25 protein-coding genes and 1 tRNA gene are annotated in these 24482 nt (G+C 63.4%); 23 read left to right on the top strand and 3 right to left on the bottom strand.

Annotation, left to right across the window (positions count from 1 at the left end; genetic code table 11):
• Nucleotides 1-97: 97 nt before the first annotated feature.
• Entirely contained in the window at nucleotides 98-1852 is a 1755-nt protein-coding gene (gene argS, locus VGN72_14620; protein HEV7300595.1) for an arginine--tRNA ligase, read from the bottom strand.
• A gap of 239 nt (nucleotides 1853-2091) precedes the next feature.
• Between argS and VGN72_14615 the strand changes: the two genes are divergently transcribed.
• From VGN72_14615 to VGN72_14605, 3 genes are all read left to right on the top strand, one after another.
• Nucleotides 2092-2496, top strand: coding sequence for a hypothetical protein (locus tag VGN72_14615; protein ID HEV7300594.1), 405 nt, complete (start codon nucleotides 2092-2094; stop codon nucleotides 2494-2496).
• Nucleotides 2497-2744: 248 nt separating this feature from the next.
• A complete protein-coding gene (locus tag VGN72_14610; GenBank protein HEV7300593.1) occupies nucleotides 2745-5078 on the top strand; it encodes a S41 family peptidase in 2334 nt (777 codons plus the stop codon).
• 381 nt (nucleotides 5079-5459) lie between these two features.
• Entirely contained in the window at nucleotides 5460-6362 is a 903-nt protein-coding gene (locus VGN72_14605; protein ID HEV7300592.1) for a DUF4394 domain-containing protein, read from the top strand.
• A 427-nt stretch (nucleotides 6363-6789) separates the two neighbouring features.
• Here the strand turns inward: VGN72_14605 and VGN72_14600 are convergent, their stop codons facing one another.
• A complete protein-coding gene (locus VGN72_14600) occupies nucleotides 6790-7113 on the bottom strand; it encodes a hypothetical protein (GenBank protein HEV7300591.1) in 324 nt (107 codons plus the stop codon).
• Between the two features lie 100 nt (nucleotides 7114-7213).
• Nucleotides 7214-8182, bottom strand: a complete 969-nt coding sequence (locus VGN72_14595; GenBank protein HEV7300590.1) for a hypothetical protein — start codon at nucleotides 8180-8182, stop codon at nucleotides 7214-7216.
• A gap of 168 nt (nucleotides 8183-8350) precedes the next feature.
• Between VGN72_14595 and VGN72_14590 the strand changes: the two genes are divergently transcribed.
• From VGN72_14590 to VGN72_14495, 20 genes are all read left to right on the top strand, one after another.
• Nucleotides 8351-8424, top strand: a tRNA-Asp gene (locus VGN72_14590).
• 231 nt (nucleotides 8425-8655) lie between these two features.
• Nucleotides 8656-9042: a hypothetical protein gene (locus VGN72_14585; protein HEV7300589.1), complete on the top strand. Its 387-nt coding sequence runs from the start codon at nucleotides 8656-8658 to the stop codon at nucleotides 9040-9042.
• A 104-nt stretch (nucleotides 9043-9146) separates the two neighbouring features.
• Nucleotides 9147-9737: a ribonuclease HI family protein gene (locus VGN72_14580; GenBank protein ID HEV7300588.1), complete on the top strand. Its 591-nt coding sequence runs from the start codon at nucleotides 9147-9149 to the stop codon at nucleotides 9735-9737.
• A 3-nt stretch (nucleotides 9738-9740) separates the two neighbouring features.
• Nucleotides 9741-10991: a sigma-70 family RNA polymerase sigma factor gene (locus VGN72_14575; protein ID HEV7300587.1), complete on the top strand. Its 1251-nt coding sequence runs from the start codon at nucleotides 9741-9743 to the stop codon at nucleotides 10989-10991.
• Between the two features lie 205 nt (nucleotides 10992-11196).
• Nucleotides 11197-12579: a hypothetical protein gene (locus tag VGN72_14570; protein HEV7300586.1), complete on the top strand. Its 1383-nt coding sequence runs from the start codon at nucleotides 11197-11199 to the stop codon at nucleotides 12577-12579.
• Nucleotides 12580-12932: 353 nt separating this feature from the next.
• Nucleotides 12933-13082, top strand: a complete 150-nt coding sequence (locus VGN72_14565; protein HEV7300585.1) for a hypothetical protein — start codon at nucleotides 12933-12935, stop codon at nucleotides 13080-13082.
• 138 nt (nucleotides 13083-13220) lie between these two features.
• Entirely contained in the window at nucleotides 13221-13430 is a 210-nt protein-coding gene (locus VGN72_14560) for a hypothetical protein (GenBank protein ID HEV7300584.1), read from the top strand.
• A gap of 18 nt (nucleotides 13431-13448) precedes the next feature.
• Nucleotides 13449-13724 (top strand): hypothetical protein, encoded by a 276-nt coding sequence (locus VGN72_14555; GenBank protein HEV7300583.1) that lies wholly within the window; start codon nucleotides 13449-13451, stop codon nucleotides 13722-13724.
• Nucleotides 13725-13925: 201 nt separating this feature from the next.
• On the top strand, nucleotides 13926-14789 hold the full coding sequence (locus tag VGN72_14550; protein HEV7300582.1) for a hypothetical protein: 864 nt from the start codon (nucleotides 13926-13928) through the stop codon (nucleotides 14787-14789).
• Between the two features lie 37 nt (nucleotides 14790-14826).
• The gene (locus VGN72_14545) at nucleotides 14827-18027 is read left to right on the top strand and encodes a PriCT-2 domain-containing protein (protein HEV7300581.1); all 3201 of its coding nucleotides are present in this window, start codon (nucleotides 14827-14829) and stop codon (nucleotides 18025-18027) included.
• 1177 nt (nucleotides 18028-19204) lie between these two features.
• Entirely contained in the window at nucleotides 19205-19948 is a 744-nt protein-coding gene (locus VGN72_14540; GenBank protein HEV7300580.1) for a hypothetical protein, read from the top strand.
• 59 nt (nucleotides 19949-20007) lie between these two features.
• Nucleotides 20008-20238 (top strand): hypothetical protein, encoded by a 231-nt coding sequence (locus VGN72_14535; GenBank protein ID HEV7300579.1) that lies wholly within the window; start codon nucleotides 20008-20010, stop codon nucleotides 20236-20238.
• Nucleotides 20239-20252: 14 nt separating this feature from the next.
• Complete coding sequence (locus tag VGN72_14530) at nucleotides 20253-20444, top strand: hypothetical protein (protein ID HEV7300578.1); 192 nt, start codon at nucleotides 20253-20255, stop codon at nucleotides 20442-20444.
• Nucleotides 20445-20623: 179 nt separating this feature from the next.
• Nucleotides 20624-20806: a hypothetical protein gene (locus VGN72_14525; GenBank protein ID HEV7300577.1), complete on the top strand. Its 183-nt coding sequence runs from the start codon at nucleotides 20624-20626 to the stop codon at nucleotides 20804-20806.
• On the top strand, nucleotides 20803-21168 hold the full coding sequence (locus VGN72_14520; protein ID HEV7300576.1) for a hypothetical protein: 366 nt from the start codon (nucleotides 20803-20805) through the stop codon (nucleotides 21166-21168). The genes VGN72_14525 and VGN72_14520 overlap by 4 nt, the downstream gene beginning before the upstream one ends.
• Nucleotides 21165-21464 (top strand): hypothetical protein, encoded by a 300-nt coding sequence (locus VGN72_14515; protein ID HEV7300575.1) that lies wholly within the window; start codon nucleotides 21165-21167, stop codon nucleotides 21462-21464. Before VGN72_14520 ends, VGN72_14515 begins: the two co-directional genes overlap by 4 nt.
• Nucleotides 21465-21490: 26 nt before the next feature.
• Nucleotides 21491-22327, top strand: coding sequence for a hypothetical protein (locus VGN72_14510; protein HEV7300574.1), 837 nt, complete (start codon nucleotides 21491-21493; stop codon nucleotides 22325-22327).
• A gap of 37 nt (nucleotides 22328-22364) precedes the next feature.
• A complete protein-coding gene (locus tag VGN72_14505; protein ID HEV7300573.1) occupies nucleotides 22365-23066 on the top strand; it encodes a hypothetical protein in 702 nt (233 codons plus the stop codon).
• A 32-nt stretch (nucleotides 23067-23098) separates the two neighbouring features.
• Nucleotides 23099-23536, top strand: coding sequence for a hypothetical protein (locus tag VGN72_14500; protein ID HEV7300572.1), 438 nt, complete (start codon nucleotides 23099-23101; stop codon nucleotides 23534-23536).
• Nucleotides 23536-24482: hypothetical protein (locus VGN72_14495; protein ID HEV7300571.1), on the top strand; the 947-nt coding region annotated here is incomplete at its 3' end. The genes VGN72_14500 and VGN72_14495, both read left to right, overlap by 1 nt.

Raw genomic sequence — 24482 nt, 5'->3', positions numbered from 1 at the left:
TTCAAGCGATAAAGTCTTGGTGCAAAAAGCATCGCCGGCCCTGCTGGCGTGCATGGGCGAGACGCCCATGCCACGGGTGGAGCGGACGCGATTCCCGCTACATCTGTTCCGGATGCTCGATGCCCAGCAGGTCCAACCCGCGCGCCATCACCTTTGCGGTAAGGTCGCAGATCGCCAGCCGGCTCATCTTGGTCGCGTCGTCGCTCTGCAGCACGGGGCAGTTCTCGTAGAAGCTGCTGAACCGCGACGCGAGGTCGTACAGGTAGGTGCAGAGCATGTGCGGCTTCAATTCACGCGCCACGGCCTCCACCGTCTCGCCGAAGCGCGCGAGATGCTTGGCGAGCGCCTGCTCGTAGGGGCTATCGAGCCGGATGGTTGATGGGTCAATCGCCGCGGTTACGCCGGCCTTGCGGAAGATCGACCGGATGCGGGCGTAGACGTACTGCAAGTAGGGGGCGGTGTTGCCCTCCATTGCCAGCATTTTGTCCCACGAGAAGACGTAGTCGCTGACGCGGTCCTTCGACAGATCGCTGTACTTCACGGCCCCGATGCCGATGGCCTTGGCGATCGCTTTTTTCTGTTCGTCGGGCAGCGAGGGGTTCTTCTGCTCGACGATCGCCATCGCCCGTTCCTCGGCCTCGTCCAGCAGGTCTTCGAGCTTCACGGACTCGCCCTTGCGGGTCTTGAAGGGTTTGCCGTCCTCGCCGAGCACGGCGCCGAAGGGGGCGTACTCGAATCGTGCTTGCTGGCCGTCCACGTTGTCCCAGCCCAGCGCCTTGGCGACGGCGAACAGCATCGCGAAGTGCTCGGCCTGGCGCGTGTCGTGCGTGTAGATGACGCGCGTGGCCCGCAGCGCCGTGACGCGATACCGCAGTGCGGCCAAGTCGTAGGTTGGATATTGAAAAGACCCATCGCGACTTCGGACGATGAACGGCCGCGGCTCGCCGTCCCGGTTTACGAAGCCCGGCGGAAAGATGCCGATCGCGCCGTCCGACTCCCGCGCCTGGCCCTCAGCGATCAGGCTTTCGACCATCGGCGCGTAGTCGTCGCTGTAGTCGCTTTCCCCGCGCACGTCGTCGGGCGTCAGCAGGACACCGAGCCGGCCGTACACCTGTTGGGCGGCCGTCAGCGTCAGCTCGCGCACCCGCCGCCAAGCGTGCAACTGGTCCTTCGGGGTGTTCTGCAGGACGCTCGTCCGCTCGGCCATCTGCCGGCGGACGGTGGGCTCGTCGCTGTCCTTGCTGATCTTCTTGTACAACTGCGCCAGGTCCGCCAGCGTGAACGACTCGGCCGCGGCGCCGCTTTGCTCCAACGCGAAGGTGACCATGCCCATCTGCAGGCCCCAGTCACCGATGTGGTTTTGGCGGATGACGTCGTTGCCCGTCGCGCTCAGCACGCGCACGAACGCGTCGCCGATCACCGTGCTGCGCAAGTGGTGAACCAGCATTTCCTTGGCGATGTTCGGTCCGGAATAGTCGACAACGACCTTGGACTGCGCCGCCGCAAGCGGAATGCCGAGCCGCTCGTCGGTCGCTTGCGCTGTGGCGACGCCGGCGAGCCACGTCGGGCTCAGCTTCACGTTAATGAACCCCGGGCCGGCGATCGTCGGCTTCTCGGTGGCGATGTCGGCCAGATCCAGCATCTCGACGATCTGCTCGGCCACCTGGCGCGGGTTGGTCTTCTGGCCGGTCTTCTCACTGACCTGCTTGGCCAGCCCCATGGCCGCGTTCGATTGGTAGTCGCCGAACTTGTCGTTCTGGCTGGGACCGATCAGGGGATCGGCATCCATGCCAAAGGCGGCTTGGATGGCGGTGCGGAAGGCGGCGTCGAGTTGGGCGGTGATGGTCGGCACGGGGGATCTTTAGTAAAGATTGAAAAGTGAGGACGCTTCCGGTCCCTCTCCCATGTACGCATGGGAGAGGTTCGATGAGGGTGATTTTGATCTGCCGAGTCGCCAGCAGTTCGAAATCACCCTCACCTAGCCTCTCCCGGGGTACCGGGAGAGGGACCGGACGGTGCTTCCGGCAAACTTCAAAATCGACAATCGGACGTATCCGACGGCCCGGACCGCAACTATGATCCGGCTCGATCATGCTACATGAGCGCGGTGAACTTCTCTACGGTGACGCAGCGGCCGACATTGCCGAGTTCCTGCGGTACAGTTGGCCATTCGATTTTGCCCGGTTTGACCCGGTCGACGTGAACGGCCAACCGCGGCTCATCGTATGGGTTAATGTCGAAGCGGGCGCGTTGGCGGTCAGTCGCAAGGACGACCCCGCCGACGTGCTGCACTTCGTCGCCGGCTGCGAGCGGCGCTGGCGCTCCCGCGGTAGCCGGCGGATGATCTGCTCGTGCGGGTCCGATTTGCACGAGGTGACGGCCGGTCACCAGGTCGACGCCACCGGCCGCGACGTCTGGATCGTCACCGGCACGCGGTGCCCCGAGTGCGGGTTGCTGGCGTCACCGGTCGATTGGAACGTGGAATCGGGCTCGTAAGCGGGCGTCAACGTTTTCGGAACTCGTTTGCCTGACGATTTGCAACCCCCGTGCCACCGCGCGGTGCGGTCAGCGAAAAAAAAATCGTGCCGATCCACTCCTTGGCGGCCGATAGCGTTTGATCTGAACGTATGACAGGGGTATGGTCTGTGGTGGCAATTTGGGCGGGCGTTGTACTACCCGCCACCGCGCTGGCCATTCGTACAGCCACCTATCCCGCAGCATTACGCATCAAGAGGAAGAGCTCCATGACATTCCGGTTTACCCGTTTCGCGTTGGCGGTGTCGATGGCGGTCGCGACGGCGACGCCGGTGTTGCCCCAGTGGGCCCGCGCCGAGGTTGCGAACGCTGGTGAGCAGGGACAGCAGGTCGCGCTGCAAGAGGTGACGCCCAAGCCGGCCGCGTCGGTCGACGAGCTGAAGCAGCAGGCCTTCACCGCCGCGCGCAGCGGTCACTTCGAGAAGACCAACGAGCTGCTCGCCACCGCCGCCAAGATCAGCAACGACCCGCAGCTGGTGCAGATGGCAACGTGGGCCGGTCAGTTTGAATCGCAGCGACAGGAGTTCGCCGCCGAGCGCCAGAAGCAGTACGAGAAGGCCGTCGAGGACGTGCACAAGCTGCTGGATGCCGGCCAGGCCGACTACGCGATCGACGCCGCCGCCCGCGCGCACTCGCTGGCGACCGACAAGGCGACGTTCCGCAAGGAGAAGTGGGTTGACGACCTCGTGAAGCGCACGGTGACGCGCGCCGAGGAAAGCGAGCAGAACGAGCAGTGGATCAAGGCCCTGCGCCTTTATTCGGACCTGAGCTCGGTGGAGCCGGCCAGCCCGGAATGGAAGAGCCGCCTGAAGCTGATGACCCGCCGGGTGCGCCTGCTGGCGGTCTACACGCCCGACCAGTTGAAGGTGCTGCAGGAGCGCGAGAGCAAGGACCGCGAGGCCGCCGACCGCGTGCTGCGCCCCGAGGCCGCCAAGAACGACCCGACGACGAAGCCCGCCGAGCAGTTGAACGATTCGTTCCGCATCGACTGGCGCGAGACCGTCAAGGGCGTCAACAAGATGATGCTGAGCGATGCGCTCGACGAGGCGCAGAGCAACTACTACCGCGACGTGCAGTTCCGCAACCTGGCCTTGGGTGGCATCAACGGCCTGCGGGCCGTCGCGACCACCAAGGGCCTCGACCAGACCTTCCCTGGCCTGGCCGACGAGCAGAAGCGCAACGCCTTCATCATGGCGCTCGACGAGAGCGAGCGCCAGGTGAACGCCGCCCCGGCCGACCAGCAACAGCTGGCGCTTCGGCAGACGATCTCGACCCTGGTGAACGCCGGCCGCGACACGGTCGGCCTGCCCGAAGAAGTGCTCGTGAGCGAGTTCGCCGACGGCGCGTTCGCCGAGCTGGACCCGTTCAGCGGCGTCATCTGGCCGGTGGACGTGCCCGAGTTCACCAAGACCACGCAAGGCGAGTTCCAGGGCGTCGGCATTCAGATCCAGAACGACGAGGAAGGCAACATCAAAGTCGTCACGCCGATCGAGGACAGCCCCGCGTTCAAGGCGGGCGTCGAGGCGGGGTCGATCATCACGCACATCGACGGCAAGAGCGCCAAGAACATCAGCGTGAACCAGGCCGTCAAGAGCATCACCGGGCCCGGCGGCACGAAGGTGACGCTGACCATTCGCAACGATTCAGGCGTGGTGCAGGACTACACGCTGAAGCGAGACACGATCAAGGTCGCCAGCGTAAAGGGCTGGCAGCACCTGCCGGGTGGCGGGTGGAATTACTTCGTCGATCCCGAGCAGAAGATCGCCTACATCCGCCTGACCAACTTCAGCAAGACCACCAGCGAGGACATGGACGCCGCCGTCGACGCGCTGGCGAGCGAGGGCGTGAAGGGCATCATCCTCGATTTGCGCAACAACCCCGGTGGCCTGCTGACCGAGGCGACGCGCGTGAGCGACCGATTCCTGAAGGACGGCGTGATCGTCAGCACCCGCGCCGACCGTGAGACGCCCAACCCGCCCAGCGCCATCAAGGCCCGCGTCGAACGCGACGATGAGACGAAGGTGCCGCTGGTCGTGCTGGTGAACCAGTACAGCGCCAGCGCGTCGGAAATCGTCTCGGGCGCGCTGAAGGACCTTGGCCGGTCGATGGTGGTGGGCGACCGCACGTTCGGTAAGGGCAGCGTGCAGATGCTCTTCCCCCTGGAAGGGCGCAACGCGCTGCTGAAGCTGACGACGAGCCACTATTACCTGCCCAGCGGCCGCTGCCTGCATCGCGAGGAGAACAGCGTCGACTGGGGCGTCGAGCCCGACGTGAAGGTCGAGATGACCCCCGAGCAGATGCGGGCCGCCAACGAGGCCCGGCAAGACCTGGACGTGCTGCGCGAGATCAACAGCGCCCCAGCCGAGCCCCAGCAGGAAAAGCTGAACGATAAGGCCGAGGTCATGCAGGAGGTTGTGGAAGAGGTGACCGCCGACGCCACGGGCGAGCCGAAGAAGGTCAAACGCGACCTGCTGAGCAGCGACCCGCAACTGTCGGCGGCGCTGTTGCTGCTGCGTCTTCAGTTGAACGGCGCGCAGTTGTAAGAGCGCGACCAAAATCCGGTCCTCCAGACCGTTGCTGGCTTGTTAGACAATCAAAAGTGCCACGGGCGACTCGGTCGCTCGTGGCACTTTTCATTTTGCGAACTGGCCGTGGCAGGGGCGCTAGAGCCTATGCAGGTGGACTGAAATGAGGCGCTTCATTTGTTGGCCGCTACGGATCGGGGGGGCCTTACCGGGGCGGAGCCGCAGATGATGTGAGGGACCTCACGTTAAGAAAATGTTTCCAGTTGCGTTCGGCGGTGGCGGTGGTACTATTTATTCGTCGTGGCGCGACTTGGCCACGATTGCATCTCTTTGTGGGTGACGGATAACCAAGGGCCACACCGATCGGAGTCGGGTTGGTCCGCAAGAAGGATGGGGAAAATGCCTCAAGCGAACAATTGGATGGGCTGCGGGATCGCGTTGGCGGGTTGCGTTCTGTCTGTACCGGCCGCACAGGCGGCGATGGTCTATGGGGTGACGCAGGACAACGCGCTGTTCAGCTTCGATTCCGCCGCGCCCGGCACGCTGCTAAGCGGCCTGTCGATCAGCGGGTTCTCCGCCAACAACGAATCGATCCGCGGCATCGATTTCCGCCCGGCGAACGGTCAGCTCTACGCGATCGGCAGCTTCGGTCAACTGTACACGCTGGACAAAACCACCGCCGTACTCACCGCCGTCGGTGGTGGCGTCGGCGCGATCAATGGCACGGCCTTTGGGTTCGATTTCAACCCCACCATCGACCGCATTCGCCTTGTCAGCAATACCGATCGCAACTACGTCCTCAATCCCGATACCGGCGCGTTGCAAGCAACGGCGACTCCACTGGCCTATGGGGCTGGGGATCCGAACTTCGGCGTCAACCCGAACGTGGTGGGGTCGGCTTACAGCAACAACAACCTGGGCAACGTGCCCGCCACGTCGCAACTGTACGGCATCGACGCCGGCATCGACGTTCTCGTCAAGCAGGCCAACAACGATGGTGTGCTGGAGACCGTAGGGCCGCTGCTCACCGTGAACACCAGTGACCTCGTCGGCTTCGACATCTTCACCACGCCCGAAGGCGACAACATCGCCTATGCCTCACTGACGCCCTCAGGCGGCAGCGTCTCCAACTTCTACACGGTCGACCTCATCACGGGCACCGCGGTGCTGGTGGGCCAGATCAACGGCGGCACGCTCGTCTCCGACATCGCGGTCGAACCCGTCGCCATCCCGGAACCCGCAAGCCTGGCGCTCGTCGGCCTGGGCGCGATCGGCCTGCTCGCCCGCCGGCGTGGGGCTTAGGCGCGGGATCGATTGTTCAACTTGATTTGCGATGACGGACAGCCAATAGGCTGTCCGTTATTCGTTTGTGGATCAGTTGGCGCACTTACATTTCATTTGTAGCGGGTCAAGGCATGTTGTCATCCCGAACCCAGCGGTAGCGACCTGCCCCATCTCCCACGGCCCGCACCATCAGTCAATCGAGATCCCTCAGGTCGCCAAGGCTTCCATCGGGATGACAACGTGTACTGCGTCCGCAATGAATGAAGTGAGAATGCTCTAGCGTTGAGCTGCGACCGAAGTGAGCGTGATGCGCCTAGCGTGATCTATCGTCATCCTGAGGTATGCCCAACGATCCCTTCGTGTTGCGCGTTGGGACGGAAGAGATCCTTCGACGTACCTCAGGATGCCGAGTGGTGCTGCAGGCTACGCTCCAGATGCGCATGCCCTAATTTGGTGAATCGCTATCTGGTGCGATGGCCCGGTTGGCGTTGGTGATCGCGTCGGCGGCGCCTTGGAGGTCGCCACCGGGATGGGTGGTTTTGTTGGGCGCGTCGGGTGCCGACTTATCGGCGCGCGCGTCCGATTCGACCGGCATGGCACTCGTCCCACCGCGATCCGTGTCGCCGATCGACGAGGCATCCTCCTGCAACGGTGAGCCACCCCCGACGGCGGCAGTCAGGCCGGCGCCAAGGCCGACGTCGCTTGAGGGGCGTTCGTCAGGCAGGGGATCGAGGTGGTCGGCGCTGCGTTGGGTTCGTTCGTCCGGCATCTTGGCCTCCTTTTCATCGTGAGTGGTACCGCTGCACAGTTCGTGCAAATCGCGGGCCGATGAGGGGAGACGAAAGGAGCTAATCCGATCAGTCAGAATTTCACCGCGAGCGGACGAGCATGGCATCGCTGAAGCCTAATTCACGTCGTTTCAGATCGATATCGGCCAAAAATCGGTTGCCATCCCCGTAGTAGCCCGCCGTCGGTTGCACGTCGGGCAAATGGGTGCGCCAGTAGGCGTTGAACCGGCCCATCAGGGCCTCGCGGAGGTACTTGCTCAGCATCGACGCGATCGCGACCGGCATGCACTGGGCCTCGGCCTTCTCGCAGAAGATGATGCGCACCGCCCGTTCGCCGCGCAGCAGGCAGTAGGCGCTGTGGCCGTCCCGCTCGCGCTCGATTTCCAGCGACCAGTCCTCGAACATCAGCCGTAAGAGCGACCCGTAATGCTCGCGCCCGCCCTGGCGATCGCAGAAGATGACCAGCCCTTGGTCGGCGTACGTGCGAATGAGGGTGTCGAGGTGAATGGCGGCCGTCGAGAAGAGCACGCTGCTCTTGTTGCGCGTGGCCTCGACCATGCGGTTGTACTGCCCCTCGCACACCACCCGGGCCGCCAGATGCACCGGCCGAGCGCCGGCACGCTCCATTTCGGCCTTCAGACCATTGGCAAACAACTGCACCGACATCGCGTCCAGGTTCAGCGGAAACGCCGGCTCGGCGGCGGCGTACCACGGGTAGCCCGCCAGGTCCACCGTCGCGTGACCGGCGACGCGGGCGACGAACGTGTCCAAGTCGCCCGACCAACCCGCCCACACCGTGGCGATGGAAAGCAGACTGCGCTCCAGTTCCCGCAAGCCCGTGGAGGGGGAATAGACCAGTTTGCTGTCGTTAACGTGGATCCGCTTCCCATGCCGACAGCGGGTCTTGCTGACGAGCTTGCGCAGCCGCTTCCAGAGGCACGGGAGGTCGCCCGCGGGGTCGGCGTCGTTCACCTCAAACGCGGCGCAGCCCACGACCAAGGGACCCAAAACCGGGCCATAGCCTGCTTCGTCGATGCCAGCCAGAATCATGGTGCTGAGTATAGGAGGTTTGCGACGGGGCATCACGTAAAGCGGGGCGGGAAGACATGGCTACTGAAGCGGCAAAGCCGTCGCGGGAGGTGCTTGGAAGCGGCGCTTCGCGCGTTCGGGGGTCTTGACAACACGCGCCCAAGGCCTAAATTACCCGACCCCAAACACGGGGACGTAGCTCAATTGGTTAGAGCACCGGACTGTCGATCCGGATGTTGCGGGTTCGAGCCCCGTCGTCCTCGCTTGCACGCCTTTCCTCGGAAAACACTGGTTTTCAGAGGGAAGGCGTTCTTTTTTGCCCTGCCCGCGGACTGCTTACAACCGCCCGCAACAATCGGTTTCTACCCCATCGAAATCTAATCAGCCATGGGGTCAGCCATGGGGGATCGGCCCCCGGTGCGCCCCTTCGCCGAAACGAAAAGCCTACCGGATACGGTTGGCCGTCTTACCCATCTTCCAACTCAGGAGAAGTCATGTCCCTCGCCAACGCGATGGCGCGCGCCGCTGCGCCAACTTCGCACGTCTTTTCTACCGAACTGAAGGCGGCACAGGACGCCGCTATCAAGTTGAACCAAGCCGACCGTGAGCACTTCCTAACTTGGTTCCAACAGTGGCACCACCTGATCACCGACCCGAAGGCCCGGCCTGAGATCGAAGCGGCTGCCCGTGAAGAAATCGGGGCGCTGATCCGCCACAAGCGAGACGGCGAGCCGCTGCCGGCCAACTTGGCGGCCGACTTCGAGAACGCCGACGGCCCTGCCTTGGCGCGGATCAATCGACTGACGCAATCGCCCGGCAAGCCCACCGGCAACAGCGAGCCTCGCAGTCGGGACGCAGAACGATGGGATGGGATGGCATAGGGCCCAAACGAGGACCGCCGCCCCATGTTGGGGCGGCGGTCAATTCAAACAACCTTTAGCCGGGTCCAGCTTGGCGGCACGACCCGGCAGATCAGGAGATGACAATGTTACCAGACAAAAACGGCGGCGTCTTGTGGAAATTGTGGTTCGACGGGCTCTGCGAGCCGGTCAACCCCGGCGGTGGCCTCGGCATGGGCTACCACCTCGTCATGCACAACGGTCAGGAGCGGTCGAGCGGCTACGCGCTGCACCCGGCGCCCGAGAACACGAATAACCAGGCAGAGTACATGGCGTTGATGAGCGGCCTGACCGCCGTCACCGAACTGGCACGCCTGAACGCCAAGCCGGACCAGTTGGAAATCTACGGCGACAGCATGCTGGTCATCAACCAGCTTAATGGCCGCTGGCAGTGCAAAAGCCCGGTAATGGCCGGCCTCCGTGATGAATGCCTCAAAGAACTGGCGAAGGTCTGGAGCGACCGCTGGTGGTCCGCCACATGGATTCCGCGGGACCAAAACGAGCGGGCCGACGCGGTCAGCCGCCGGGTCTACACCGAACTGACCGGAAGGCAGGCACCTGAGCGCCACCCCATGCTTCGAACCGGGGCCGACCTGCAACGCGACATCGCCAACCGTCGTGAGCGAACGATCCGCCGCCCGCATCAAGGTCAGTTTCCCTACGCGAAAGGGCGGTGACCCATGTTGATGCTCGCAACACCTATCGAGACGGAAGCCGACGCATGGACCGAGTACATGCGGACGAGGTCCGGGCACGCCAAGGCAAAACTGATGGCAAGCCTGTTGTACCTGCTCGAACAGGTGGCAGGACGGATGAAGCGACGTCTGGCTGATTCGATCGAGGTCGAGGACTTGGTGCAGGCCGGATCGTTCGGGCTCGCTAAGGCGATTGAGAAGGTAGAGCACGTGGAGGGCAGCTTCCCGGCCTACGCCACGACGTGCATCAAGAACGCGATTTACGACTGGCTGAGGTACGAGGCGCGATGCACAGGACGCGGTCGAGTACGGGTGACGTCGCTGAACGCGCCGCGTGGTCACCATGACGATGCCGGCAGCTTGCTCGACGACGTGGCGTCGGCAGGAGGCGGCAGGGGCTTCGAGCTGATCGATCGCCGCGACCTCTTCGATGATCAGCTGCGGTCGTTACCTGAACACCAGCGACGGATCATGCGACTCCACTACCGCGATGGTCAGACGTTCGACCAGATCGCGGTCGCCTTGGGTATCGACGGAAACGCTGCCCTACGCGAACACGACAAGGCACTGAAGACACTGCGGGCCTTCGCGGTGCAGGAAGAAGCAAAAATGGAAACCACATTTGCCGAACCTACGGGTGAAACGCTCACCGATCTGACCACCACGGGCAACGGAGAACCGTCGGCCGCGCGACCGCCGTTAAACCCTGTCGACCGGTTCGAGGCAATCGTCCGCGACGCGGTCGACCACTTGGCGGAACTGGACGACGCGATCACCAAGGTGCGCGAGGACCTAGAACGAGCCATGTTGATCAGGCCGCGCGTCGCGAACGAAGAGATGCAGTTGGTGGACTACCTCATCGACCAGGGCATCCGCCACCTCGTCGCCGTTCGCCGCAGCACTGCGGTGCGGGCAAGACCCGCTAACCCAGTTGAAACGCCGAAGCCCGTACTGGCGCAGCCCACCCGCACGCTGGAAACGCTGCTGAGCATCTACGACCACGATGAGAAGGAAGACATGATCGACCGGTGGCTGGTCGGCGGGAAGAAGCTGATGGAGGCGACCGGGGCCGATCTGGATCGTGAGATCGCCAAGCACGAACGGCGGCGGTTCGAACACGGCAAGACGATCACGTTCTACCGCGAGGTGCGCAACAACGTTGACGACGACGAGAAGGTCGGCGCGCGCCTGCGGCGGGATGAACTGAAGGCCATCCTCAGGCGGCACAAACTGTAACGAACCAAAGCGGCGGCGGGCTAGGAAACGTGCCACCCATAACGATACCGCCCGCCGCCACGACATAACGAGCCCCGGCCTTCAGTACGTTGGCACCCGAGGTAGTGATGCCGGGGCTCGCAAAATTCGCCAGGCGTGGGCCATCTGGCCAGTGACACCCATAACCCCGTTGCCCATGCCTGGCATTGAACGAAGGACGAATGTCATGAAGACGAAACAATCGAAGCAGAGGACGACCACCACCCGTGTGTCACCCAAAAACGCCCTGCCGTCCTCTGCACGAACTAAGAAGCGACCGGCCACCCCTCGCGTGTCATCCACTGGCCCGTCGTCGGTCGCTACTCCGAAAACGGCTCGCTCGGCCACGACGTGTTTGACACCCTCGCTGCCGGTGTCGAGCGAGCCACAATCAATGCGACAGCGGACCCCGTTAAGGCAGACACCCATCCCGCCAGTGTCCGCCGTCGCACGAACCAAGAAGCGGTCGACCACCCAAAGTGTGTCACCCGCCGGCCGGCTGTCGGCCGCTTCTTCGAAACAGGCTCGTTCGGCCATCCCCGCCGTGACATCCATTAACGGCTTGCCGAGCGAGTCCAAACCAACGCGCCGATCGGCCAATGTCGTCGTGACACCCGATGATCGGATGCCGGTCGGCGCGATTGAATTAGAGCGAGGGGGCCATCGCCCCGGTGACACCCAACCCGCCGTTGCCCCCTCGCCCGATACTTTGCCCGAACTCGATGTCGATCGCATCTGCCGACAGTTGGTCGAGCTTCACAAGCAGCGCAATGCCGCCATGCGGACCCGCATCGGTCTGATGCACCCATTCGGGGCTCTGGCGCGGCAATTGGTGGCGCAAACGATACCGGACTCGGATGCCAAAGGGGACGCGGTCCGCGATCGCGGTAAGGCCATCGTTACCGCGATTACGAAGAACAAGCTCACCGGCCTGAACGAGTCCGAGCGGATGATCGCGATCGTCATGCGACCGGTGGCCGACCGGTTCATCGAAGCGGAGAAGATCTTTCGCGCGTGGCAGAACGAACTAGATCGGAAAATCCTCAAGCTCGTCGTGCAGTTGCCGGTCTGGTCTCGCTTCAAGGTCCGCGGATTCGGACCGCCCAGCCTTGCCCTGATCGTCGGTGAGGCGGGCGACCTCTCGAACTACGCCAACCCGGCAAAACTCTGGAAGCGGTTCGGACTCCACGTCTACAAGGGGAAGGCAGCGTCGACGTGGAAGCGGTGCGGGGGCATCACGGCGGAGGAGTTTCTGCAACTGGGCTACGTCGGCACTCGCAACTCCGTGATGTACACAATTGGGGGCAACCTCATCCGAGCAAAGAACCCCGAATACGCGAAGGTCTACAACGACCGCAAGGCGTACGAGAAGGCACGCGACCCGAAGTGCCGCGCGCACATGCGAGCCCTCAGGTTCATGCGTAAGCGGCTGCTGCGGGAACTGTGGCGCGCGTGGCGCGACCTTCCGACTAACCCTCTACAGGCCGAACATCCCGCGGGTTCGGAGTTGGAGGCCAAACTGCGTCACGCAAGGGCTGTTGATGCGCCAGCACAAGGGAGGGCAGCATGAACTGCCCCAGTTGCGACACGTTATTGAGCGCTCAGACGGGCCGTGTGGTCGATAGCCGTCCGGTACGTCAGGGCGTCCGTCGCCGTCGCCGCTGTAACTGCGGCCATTCGTTCACCACCTATGAACGTCTTGCATCGGCAGACCGTGCAATCGCTGACTCGCCTGCATACGGCCTCCGCTTGGCCGCAGATGCGACGATTACCTTTCCGCCTGCAGAGGGGACCGTTCAATTGCTAGAGCCAGGCATGCATCTGATGCCAGATGCACTCCTTCTTCTGGCCGCCCGGGCGCCGGCAGAAATCCCTGAGTGGTTTGATCAGCACGGGCAGGTGCAAGGTCTTGAGGCACCTGACGTGCCAACGTCCCCATCGCGGGATGAGCAGGAGCGCCGACACGAAGCGCGTCGCCAAGCCGCGATCGACCGTTACTTCGCGTGGCGATGGTTCTACGCCCAGCAGATGTTGAACGCCCGATCACACCTGGGGAAGGCTGGTGATGAATAGAAAGCAGGCATACAGGCTCAGGCGCCGCAAGCGAGTGAGCAAGTGTGAGGCGAGACGCATAGACAGATTACTGAAGGTGATCGACACGGCGAACACGCCCGCTTCGATGGCGGGGAAAGGAAAGCAATGAAGGTCGTGATGAGAAGCAACTTCCCAACCACCGCACGCGGCCCGGCCGTTGTGGTCGGCAACATGACACGGCACCTGCAACCATCACTGTCCCCTCCCGCTGGCGGGCGGAACCGGGAGGTAGAGAAGGTGGTCCACCTGAAGGGCAGCACCGACGCGATGGTCGACACCATCCTGCGGTCGATGGCCAACAGGCGAGGCCGAAGGACGGCGGGGTAAACCAGAAGGGATCGGCAAATGAACACGACGTTAGAGCAATTCAACCACTGGATGGCCTTAACACTGATCACGGCACATATGGTGCGCGGCACGGTCACCGAGAGCGAGGAGGAGGAGGCCACGCTGGCGATGGCCGTGCTTCAGTCAACCTCCAACATCTACCGCGGCATGATCGGCAACCGCGGGCCCCAAACGGTGATGTCGGACGCGGATTGGCGGTGCCTGTTCGAAAGCACGATTCGCGAAGCAGCCAAGATCGCCAACGTCGAACTGGAGGTGATCGGGTCAGTGTAAATAATGCGCGCACCCCCGCCCCTCCCCGTACGTCGGGACCAACCGATCGATCAGAGAGGAGCGGCGTAGGCGAGGGGAGCGGACCTTCCGCCCCCTTCACCCCTAACGAGGAATGCCACCGGGTCGAGCCAGGAGGTGGGCGATGAGCGGTAAGGCATACAGACTGGAACGCAACACCGGCATGGCCGGAGAGAGATCTAGATGACGACGACGTTTAACATCGACAAGCATCGGAACGCGACCGTGGAGGCCAAACAGCCGGCTGATCGCGACCCGCAGTTCATCCGGGTGTACTGCGCCGGCAAGATCGCCAAGAACGATTGGCGGCATGACCTGTTTCCGCACATGCGGAGCGCGTCGGGCAGCTGGGTGGCAAACGAGACCCCCGAGCCCGACCAGCCTCTATACCGTGGACGTTTCGCGTACGCAGGGCCATTCTTCCGCGGGTGCGATCACGGCTGTGGGCATGGTCGATCCAGCCACGGCGTCGGCGCCAACGACGGAAGCGTCTGCATGGCCAACCCGTCGCAGGCCCGTACGGTTGAACTCTGTCGCAAGTGGATCGACGACAGCGACGTAATGTTCGTGTGGCTCGACGCGATCGACGCCTACGGGACGGTTGCGGAGATCGGGTACGCCGTGGCCCGCGGCATTCCCGTCTGGCTGTTCGAGCCCGCCACCATGTCGGACGTGCAACGCACGGACATGTGGTTCGTGCGCACGATGGCGACGCGCGTCACGATCGCTGCAAACCCGCTCGACGCGTTCGCGCGATTCGCCGCAGCGCATGGCCTGTCAGCCGCCGGCGTGGGCCTCGCGCAAGTCCACCTGTTCCGGTCGAGCGTTGAACCCAGCCTGTTCTCCTTCGTGACGGACCGGTCATCGCTCCCGAACCTGATCGGCGACGGGGAGATCGTTCACACGATCGAGACGCCCGACGCTGCCGCGGCACGCCTCCGGTTCCGCGCCTACTTCGCCAAGCAACGCGTGGGACCCGAATGGTACGCGCTCAGCGAGATGGACGTGGTCATGTTGAAGGGCATCAAGAAGTTCGACGCAAAGTAAATCGATCTGCACACAGGGTACGTGCCAGGAAGTAAGTATGGTTGAAGCAACACCAGCAACGCCGATCGACGAACAAGCAATTTGGGCGGCGCGCGCGGCCGAACTCGCAGCATGGGCGGAAGCCCGGCTGGTCAACCGGACCACGGCCTGGGGAGCATACGTCGCCCCCGGGCATCGCAAGATGGTCACCCGCAAGGACGGTAGCGTAAAGCCCGATCAGGTCTCCTACACGGCCCCGGCCAAGGAGAAGCGGGGCGAGGTTCTACTGACCAGCCAGGTCATCGTCCGTCACTTCCGTGCCAAGCACGGCGGTGACGTGATCGGCCTGCATTCGACCAACGACGTCGACAGCATGTGCAGATGGCTGAGCGTCGACATCGACCACCATAGCGGTGATGCCGTCGCGCCGACCGCGAACTGGCACGCTGCCCTCGCGTGGCACACCCGCGTAGCATCGCTTGGGTTCAACCCACTGCTGGTCGACAGCAACGGCGACGGTGGCTACCGCCTGTGGGCGATGTTTGACCGTCCCACGCCTTCCGACATCGTCTACGCGTTCGCGCAGTGGATCGTCAGCGACTACGCAGCACTAGGATTAGCGCGAGCACCGGAGACCTTCCCTAAACAAGCCCACGTGGCGCCGGGTGAATTTGGCAATTGGGCGCGCATCCCCGGACGGCACCACACCAAGAACCACTGGTCGCGGGTCTGGGAGGGGAACGGGTGGGTCGGTGGTAATGACGCGATTGATCTGTTGCTAGGCTGCACGGGCGACTCGCCCATGCTTATTCCTGCAGAAGCGGCACCCACGCCGACGCCGGCACCAGCGCCACGGCCTCAGCGGGCCTTGCCGACGAAGTCTGCGAAGCTGATGACGAGCGACGAGATCGCCGTGAAGTGCCTGGACGGGCTGCGCGCTGACCGGGTCGACGACTACGACTCGTGGGTGAAGGTGCTGGCGATCCTGCATCTAGTCGAGAGCGAGACCGGCACGCCCATGCTTGAAGAGGCGATCCGCTGGAGTCAGAGCAGCTCGAAGTACGCCGAGGGCGATTGCGAGCAAAAGTGGAAGTCGTTTAAGGCGAGCCGCGGCAAGATCGCAAAACTCGGTTCCTTGATCAAGATGGCCCAGGACGATGGCGCTTGCATCTTCCCCGGCGACCGAAACGACCCGCGGGGTCCACGTGCCGCCCGCACGGCGGCGAAGGCTCCAAGTAAACCACCCAAAGATCACAGTACGGTCGGCGAGGACGGTATACCTGATGAATCAGCCGCGCGCGAGGGTGCGCGAAATTCGCCTCCTATCGACCTTAACTGCGGTACCGACCCTGACTTAACGGTGCGCGCCGACGACGTTGCTGCCGAGCAGGTGAGCGCCGCCGTTCGCGTGCGCGACGCGCTCGACACGGCAAAGGCGACGTTCGACCCTCAGGTGATCATCGCAGCAGCAGGGGACCTGGCACAGCTTAGCAAACGAGAATGGGCCAGCATCAAGGCAGAACTACGGCGGTGGCGGGACGAGGCCGGCGTCCATCTGGATTTGAAGGACTTGGCCGCAGCGATGAAAGAGGAGCAGGAGCGACAAGCCGAGGAAGCCAGCAATGCCGCCGTCCTTGATCCCGAAGATGAGCAGAGCATCACGCCCATTCGTGATGATGCCGACGATTACCTGCTAACGCCCGGCGCTCATCGGGATGATCGGGGCCAGTATTCAGAAATCGGCACCAGCACCTTTGCGGACGAGGTGCTTCGGCGAGTTCCTGAAGATGCCATCTACAGCATGGGCGACGTGCCGGGACAGATCATTCGTCGGCCCGGCAGCCGTAAGTTCCGGATGCTAGACGCTGACGCTACGCGGATGCTGGTGGACTCACACGTGAAGCTCGGGAAATGGGTGAAGCTGCCGGGTGACGAAGGTCAGGCCCTCATCTTCGTGCCATCTAATCGTGACCACGGGTCGTTGGTGCTCAACCGAGCATCTGCCTCCGAGCACGTGCGACAACTGCGCATGATGGTCCGCTATCCTACATTCCTCGAGAGCTTCGAATTAACGTCGCCTGGGTGGAACCCGAACGGCGTCTTCTACGATCAGCACTCGGACCTCGCCGACCTTGAACCGGAAATGGACATGGAGACGGCTCGCATGACGCTGGAGGACCTGCTGATCGACTTCCCGTTCCGCAGCGAGGCCGATCGACAGAACTTCATCGGCGGCATGGTGACGGTGGTGGTCGCCCCAGCGATTGGCTCGAACCGCCCGATGCACCTCGTGCAGGCGCCGCTCGAACGAACGGGTAAGTCGAAACTCATAGAACAGGTGCTGGGTCACATCTTCCTTAGACAGGAGGTGCCAGCGGAACAGCTGGCAATGTCCGAAGAAGAACGCGACAAGCGGATCATCGCCCTGCTGATCGGACAGGACACCATCGTCCACCTCGACAACCTGAAGCAATTCGTGGACTCAGGCGTGCTGGCATCACTGTTAACGGCTGCGATCTATCGTGGTCGGCTGCTCGGGCAAACGCAGATGGTAACGCTGCCCAACAATCTGATCCTGTTCGGTAGCGGCAACAACGTCGAGGGCACGGGAGAGATTATCAAACGTATGGTGCCAATCTTCCTTCAGCCGCAAACCGCCGATCCCCAGAATCGAAAGGAGTTCGTCCACCCGGACCTGCTAGAATATCTGCCGACGGTGCGACGGAAGGTCCTGTCCGCAATCCTGGGCATGGTCTGCGTTTGGCGGGCCGCAGGTAGGCCCAAGGGCGACCGGGCGATGGGCGGCTTCGAGCGATGGCAGAACGTCGTTGGTGGCGTCATGCAGACTGCGGGGTACACCGAATGGCTGAGCAACTTCAATCGCTGGGTGAAAGAGTCGGACCCGCAGGCGGCCGACCTGAACACGTTTGTCGCGCTCTGGGCGGATAGCCATAACGATCTTGCACGACCCACGAAGTACCTGGCAAACGTCGCGCGAGGCGCTGGGCTCTTCCCGAAATGCTTTCAATCGGTCAGCGAGCGAGCACAGCTTACAAGCTTCGGCATGACGATCCTGCGACACCAGTTGGATCGGCCAATCGGCAAATGGAAGATTAAGCGGAGCGGCACGGACTCCAACGCATTTTACTACCTGAGTGAACTCATGGGCGATCAACCAATCGTCGAGCCTAAACGGGATGAGTCCAGCGAGACTGACCCGCTGCCGTTTGATGTCGATGAAACACGACGGGCTGGTTGATCGGTTTTAATACGCTCGGTTTATTGACCTTTTAGCTTCCGGATGAAAAGGTCAATGCCCTAGGTCAATGCTAGGAAAGGGGCCTTGGGGCTACCAAGAATGCGGTTTCGAATGCGTCTGATTGACCTTTATTGACCTATTGACCTTTTCTGTATGCGCATGTGTGAGAGAGAGCGATTATCTGATCATCAAGTTCGCAGAGGCGTGGATGGAAAACAGAAATTGAACGTGCATCGCATGTGTGAACGAGAAGATATGTGCGAGCGCTATAGAGCAGCGTGCAAAGGTCAATAGGTCATAGAAGGTCAATAAAAGCCCGCGTGGTGATTCAGTATCGCGGAAAAGGTGTTAATCGGTCGCAGTTTGGCTAGGTCAAGAAGGTCAACGAAGGCCAATAGGTCACCGAAAGAAGAGAGGCATCATGTTGACGAAGGAACATCTGCTACACGAGTCCGACGTTCATTGGGAGCAACCGGTCCACGCGCTGCCAAGGTACGTGCGTGAGTCGTTCGTAATTGCGTCACGCAGAAGGGGACGGCTACGTCACGGTGACATGAAGGTCGTGGGATGGTCGAACCTGAAGCCCAATGCACCGTCTATCTCTCGGGGCACCTTCGAACGCCGGGTGTTCTGGCTGAAGGACTATGACCCCTACGAGAACGGTGGATGTCCTGCGGAGGCCGTCGACCCGCTGACCGTGTTGCCAGGGAAGCCAGGCAAGGTAACTGATCGCGTCGTTCGCGATGTTCCACCATCACCGGAGCCAGAAGCTAAGTGAATCGGCATCGGATCAACTTCGTGGTAACCCTGCGGGATGAGGGCAAGCCCGCGGAAGGGGAGCCACCGCCGTACTCGCGGCTCAAGGTGTTCTTGAAGCGGGCGCTGCGGTCGTACGGGCTGCGCGCTGTCGACGTCAAGTTAGTGACAACTCCAGCGACGACCCCCGTCGACAGCGAAAAACCGCGTTTTCAGGCCAAAAACGGCACATCTGGCGAAAAACCGCGTTTTTGACCGAAAAACAGGGGTGTCAGAATGGCATGGGTCCCCTTTGAGGGGGTACCGGCCGTTGCGGGTAAACAGCGGTCAAAATTCTTTCGCGTGTGGTGTGCGATTGTCGACTTCCACCACCGCCACCAGAGGGGCCAGCGTGGCGAATCGTGGGCAGAATGGAGCAAGGATGGGCGCAGGTAGCACAGCAGTGAAGCATCCCGGGAAACGGGGCAGGAAGCCGAAGGCGTTGAAGGCGTCGGTCGGCTCGACGATCGACGATCGGGGCGACGCGCTGTACGTCAGCGTCAGTCGCCGGTCCCAGCGCGCGGCAATGGACTACGCGGGGTGTGGGCCGAAGCGCGGCTACAGGGCCCCGCGTGACGCCGACGCCGCTCCACCGCCGCGACGCCGGCCGGACGCCGAGACCCGGTTGCACGATCGCGTTGCGGCCCACCGCTGGTGGGAGGCAAATCACCGGCTGCACCTGATCGTCCGCGCTCGCGCGTTCCTGCGGTGGGCCGGCGCCTACGAGGCGAGCGTCGAGCTGCTGGGCGTCATCGCGGTCGAGGGGTTCAGCCTGTGGGTCCAAGAGGAGGAGGATCGTGACCGCGAGGATGCCGAGGCGATCCGCCGCGGGAAGCCGGCGACCGACGAACGCCACACCCGGCGGCTGTACGAGATCCTGCAGGCGTACGGTCGGCGGGCCGACGATCGGTACGAAAGCCAGCGGGACCACGTCCTGGGCGTGGCGCCGGCAGGGTTCGTCGAGGCGATGGACGTTCTGTCCACGTCTGGCGGCCGTGTGACCGAGCGAAGCCTGCCAACCGATGACGATGCGCAACTCGCTGCACAAGTTGATCGTCACCGCCGCGGACTGAAAACCACGCTGTTTAAAGAGGATACGAAGTTTCGGAGTCGCGGCAGTCGATGAATCTGCAAACCGCGTTTTCAAATTCGGCCCCCTCCCCCCTCATCTCTAAGAGAGGGCCTATGTTTTCTTCTCCCGACGCCCCGCGGCGACCGACCGTGCGGCAGGCCGACGTGCTGGCGCTGTTCGACGCGGGCTGGTCCCGCCGTGAACTCGCCAGGCAGCTGAAGCTGTCGCCGGGTGCCGCGCGAAGCCGGGCCAAGCGTGCCCGCCAGCGTGCCAAGTTCGGCGTGTCGCGTGATGCGTTGCGAAAGCGCGAGAAGAACACCAGGCCCGCCATGCGGGCGGCTTAGCGAAAGGGCAACCCATGCAGAACTGCGGCGATCCCCGGTGCGACAAGTGCAGCGCGACCACAATCAGCCCGACCCTGGCCACTAGGAGCGTTGGGGTCTACGTCGTCCCGTCGGCGCTGCGCCCGCGGCCGTTGAACCTCGGCGGCCTCCTGCCGCACAAGACGCTGGACCGGTTCCGCCAGCACCAGCAGATGCTCGCCAAGTAGGTAAACCAATACAAGCGGGACCGGCCGGTTCGGCCCGATCGATCGTTTCGCGTTCTGTCCTGGCGACCGGTGTTCGCGATGCGACACCCACAGTCGCTCGTCGAGAAGTTCACGAGCGCGTACGTGCGGATCCGCCGCGCCGGCCTGTGCAGCTCGGCAGTCCCAATGATGCCCTACTGATGCCGAAGTTCGTCCAATTGCCGAAGCCGCGCAACCCCTCTTTGGAGTTGCCCAGGGATGCGCGAGAGGCGACGGCCCGCCAGCTGCTTCGCCAGTCGGTGGCCGCACCGTTCGCCAACGTGAAGGTCAGAGGATGCCGCCCACGGTTCTACCGCCGGCCGATGCAGGACAACGATCAATGAACTTCCAACGCATCCTCGGCAGCGCTAAATATCAGTCCGCCATGGGCATCAGCATCATGGCGATCCTGAACGTGCTGCTGCAGGTCTGGCTGTTCGCCGATCCCGGCATGAGCAACGCCGACAAGCGCGAGGTCTGCCAGCAGGCGATGTACATCATCCTCGGTGCATGGGGCATCGCGACCAGCTGGAACGGGATCGAGGACGTCGCCTCCAAGGTCCGCACCGGCGCCTCGACGAAGCTGCCGCTGGCCAAGCCACCGACCAATGGACCGGCCGCGGTGGTGAACATCGACGCCACCACGAAGACGCCGCCATCTTCGGGCCGTACCCATCGCGTCGACATCGAAAGGATCCCGCAGTGAAAGACATCGCCATCATCGTTGCCGTCGCCCTGATGCTCCTGGTCTGCGCGAACTCGAGCGGCTGCATCGCGTTCGACCCGAAGGCCAAAGATTACGCCGAGCGCATCAAGGCGCACGACGCGGAGATCTACGGCCAGTCGATCGACATCGCGAAGACGGCCGATCGCCGCGCCTACGCCGACCCGACGACGCGTCCCTACGTGCCGCCGGCCATCCTCGATCGCCACTATCAGAGCATCGACGAGGGCCGCGAGATTCAGGACAACTTCACCAAGTTCGCCAACCCAATCAAGTGAACTTAGAGCTGTTAGCTGATCCGTTTGTGAAGTGGAGCGTGTCGCTGAAGCGGCAGGTGCTGGCCATCTATCTCAACCCGTTCAGCGGAGTGCCCGTGGACCCGAAAACGATTACCGTCGAAAAGCTCGTCAACGCCATCATTCCCGCTTATCAGCGCGCCTTGCGCGAGCGAGATGCATTGCTGGTAGCAAAACAGCGCGAGATCGACGAGCTGACTGAAAAGCTCCGCACGGATCAGGCCCCGCCAACGACAGGAGGGCCTGACCTAAGCGACCCAGCGACCGCGGCCGTGTGGGAGCGGGCCGAGATGATCGTCGATACCGGCATCGCGCAGGACGACGCGCCGACGGGCGACCCCGGTGACCCGCGTCCGTTAGAAGAGATCGAGCCCGAGCACGACGGATCGATCGAGCAGCCCGGCTTTGGATCGCTTCCCGGCGACGAGGCTGCGCCCGGCGTCGGAGCGCCAACCGCCAAGCCCGAGGGGGACGGCAGCAACCCGACGTTCAACGGGGAGGACGTGTCGCACGTCTTGGACCTGGCCGAGGCAAAGTTGAAGTCGTGGTTCGGCTTCGGTCGCAAGCTCGCCGCGGCGGACCGGGAACGGTTCAAGGGACTGAAGATGCAGCTGGTCGCTCAGGCGGCGACGTTCGCCATGCTGAAGCTCGACGGTGATCCCTTCGCAGATCGGGCTATCGCGCAAGTGGCCCAATCTCTGCCAACCGTGGCCATGTCGCTCCAGCTCAGGGCAATGACGGCCACGCGCGAGAAGGTCGAAGCCGACCTCCGCGAGATCGTCGGCGCGCTCGTGACGGCGGGGAAGACGGTCGCGAAGGCCGCCGCATTGGCGGTGCTGGCGTAGTTCCCATTCACCCTCAACCCACGCCGAGCCCATCGCCATGGTCGATCTCAAACCCTTCACCGACGACTTTCTCCGCATCTTCGGGGGCGAGATTGCGTTGGCCCTCGCCGCCGCGATCGTGTACTGCTCCAAGCATGCTCGCCAGAAGCTGCTGCGTGCGTTCCGCAAGCGATCGACGCCGCTCGAGTACAGCTACAGGGACGACCTGGCCATCATGCTCGAACTGAAGGCGGCCATCGTCGGCATGGCGGCCATGCGGGTCTACTTGTCCAAGTACCACAACGGCGAGCACTTCGACGACAGCAGCGACATCCGGAAGAAGAGCCGTACGCACGAGGTGGTGGCCGACGGCGTCAATTACCAGGCCGACGAATACAAGAACGTTCTGACGAGCAGCGTCCCAGACGAGACGCAGCTGGTCCTACAGGCGAAGCTATTCAGCCGGGTCGCCGATTTGCCCGAGGGCAATTTTCGGTGGCGGTGCGAGCGCGGGGCGACGAAGGCGATCGCCCGCATCGCTATCCGCCGGGGCAAGTACGTGATCGCCTTCGTCGGTGCCGACTTCTCTGACGAGGTCCAGCCGGCCACGTTCAAGCCGCTGCTGGAGGCCGCGCGGAACATCGCCCAGCGCATCGGTGGCACGGTCACATGGACCGACCCCCGGGCCCAAACGCTCCCCGAAGCGCAGACGCCGGTGTTGGACCGCGTCGCCCGCATCGTCAGCCTGATCGTCGGGTGATCGCTCCGAGGTCCCCGCCACGAAGGATCCCCATGGCAGCCAAACCCAAGATCACACGCCTTGAACTGGCCATCCCGGGCGACATGCGGTTCGTCAACGTCACCGAGGCCACCGTCGCTGGGTCGTTCAACGTCGAGGTGAAGCAGGCGAGCGACACGAAGTCCATCCTGGTCCAGGTCGACAAGACGCAGCGGACCGAACAGTACGCGCCGCTCTGGGCGTTCGGTGACGACGGCGGCGTCCCGAAGATGCCGTTCCTCGGTGCCGGTGATCACGTCGTGACGCTGACCCCCTTCGAAAAGGCCGACGCCAAGGGCGCCAAGGGCACTCCGATCGTGATCCGCGTCAGGGTGCTGCCGCCGATGAAGCACCGGTTCACGCTCGACCTCAACCTTGACGGCGGCGACGTGGTCGACGTGACGGACCCCGCGGCGCGTCGCCTGATCAAGAAAATTCAGCTGGAAGCCTGATGGCAACCCTCTTCGTCAAGATCCGACCGACGCCGCGCACGGTCACCGCGCCGTCGGCGCCGACGAACGTCGGCATCACGACGAGCGTCAACGGCGTCGTCGCCACGTTCATCGCGGTCGACGGCACGCACGCGCACCTATACGAGGACGGCATCGTCGTCGCCACCGTCGCGCTGCCGGCGACCACGATCAGCTATGCCGGTACCGTGCCGGGCGTCGAACACACCTACCAGGTGGTCGCGTTCGACGTGGTGACGGGTGAATCGACAGCGTCGGCGACGTACAAGGCCACGCGCCCGTTCGATCCTATGCCGGTCGGGCTAACCGTCACCGCATCGCCCGAGTTGCTGCGGTTCGAGTGGGAGCCGGCTGCGGTGCCAGCAGCGGTCAGCTTTTGGCGCGGGACGATCGAACGCCTGCTCGATCAGGAGACGCTGGACGCCGACGGCGAGCCTGCGATCGTGCCCGAGTACGTGCCCGAGACGATCGACCTGCCCACGGCGACGCTGGAATACCTCGACACAGGCAGCGAGGTCGGCCGCGAAACCCGATTCTACCTGCAAGCGGTCAACGCGCTCGGCCACGCGTCGGAGCGGGCGCTAGTGCGGGCGACACGACCGCCGCCGCCGCCGGCCGAGGAACCGCCGAAGCCCGCCGCGCCCGAGGTCTTCACCGCGACCTACAGCGGCACGTCGATCGTCATCGTCTACAGCGCGACGCACCCGGTGCGCATCAGCCGACGGGATGCCGGCGGTTCCGCCTACGTGCTGCTGGCAACCGATACGGCCACGCCCTTCACCGACGAGGGCATCGACCCGGCCAAGGGGTACGACTACCAGTTCGAGACGTTCGATGGCGAGTTGGCGAGCGCCCCGGTCACGATCCAGGCCCGCCCGGTGCCGGTGGTCATCGTCGTCACCGGCAACATCCACGTGGATGCCGACGA

Source organism: Tepidisphaeraceae bacterium, from assembly GCA_035998445.1.
Taxonomy (GTDB): Bacteria; Planctomycetota; Phycisphaerae; order Tepidisphaerales; family Tepidisphaeraceae; genus DASYHQ01.
Note: the sequence above shows the minus strand (reverse complement) of the source record. Positions and strands in the feature narration are given on the sequence as shown.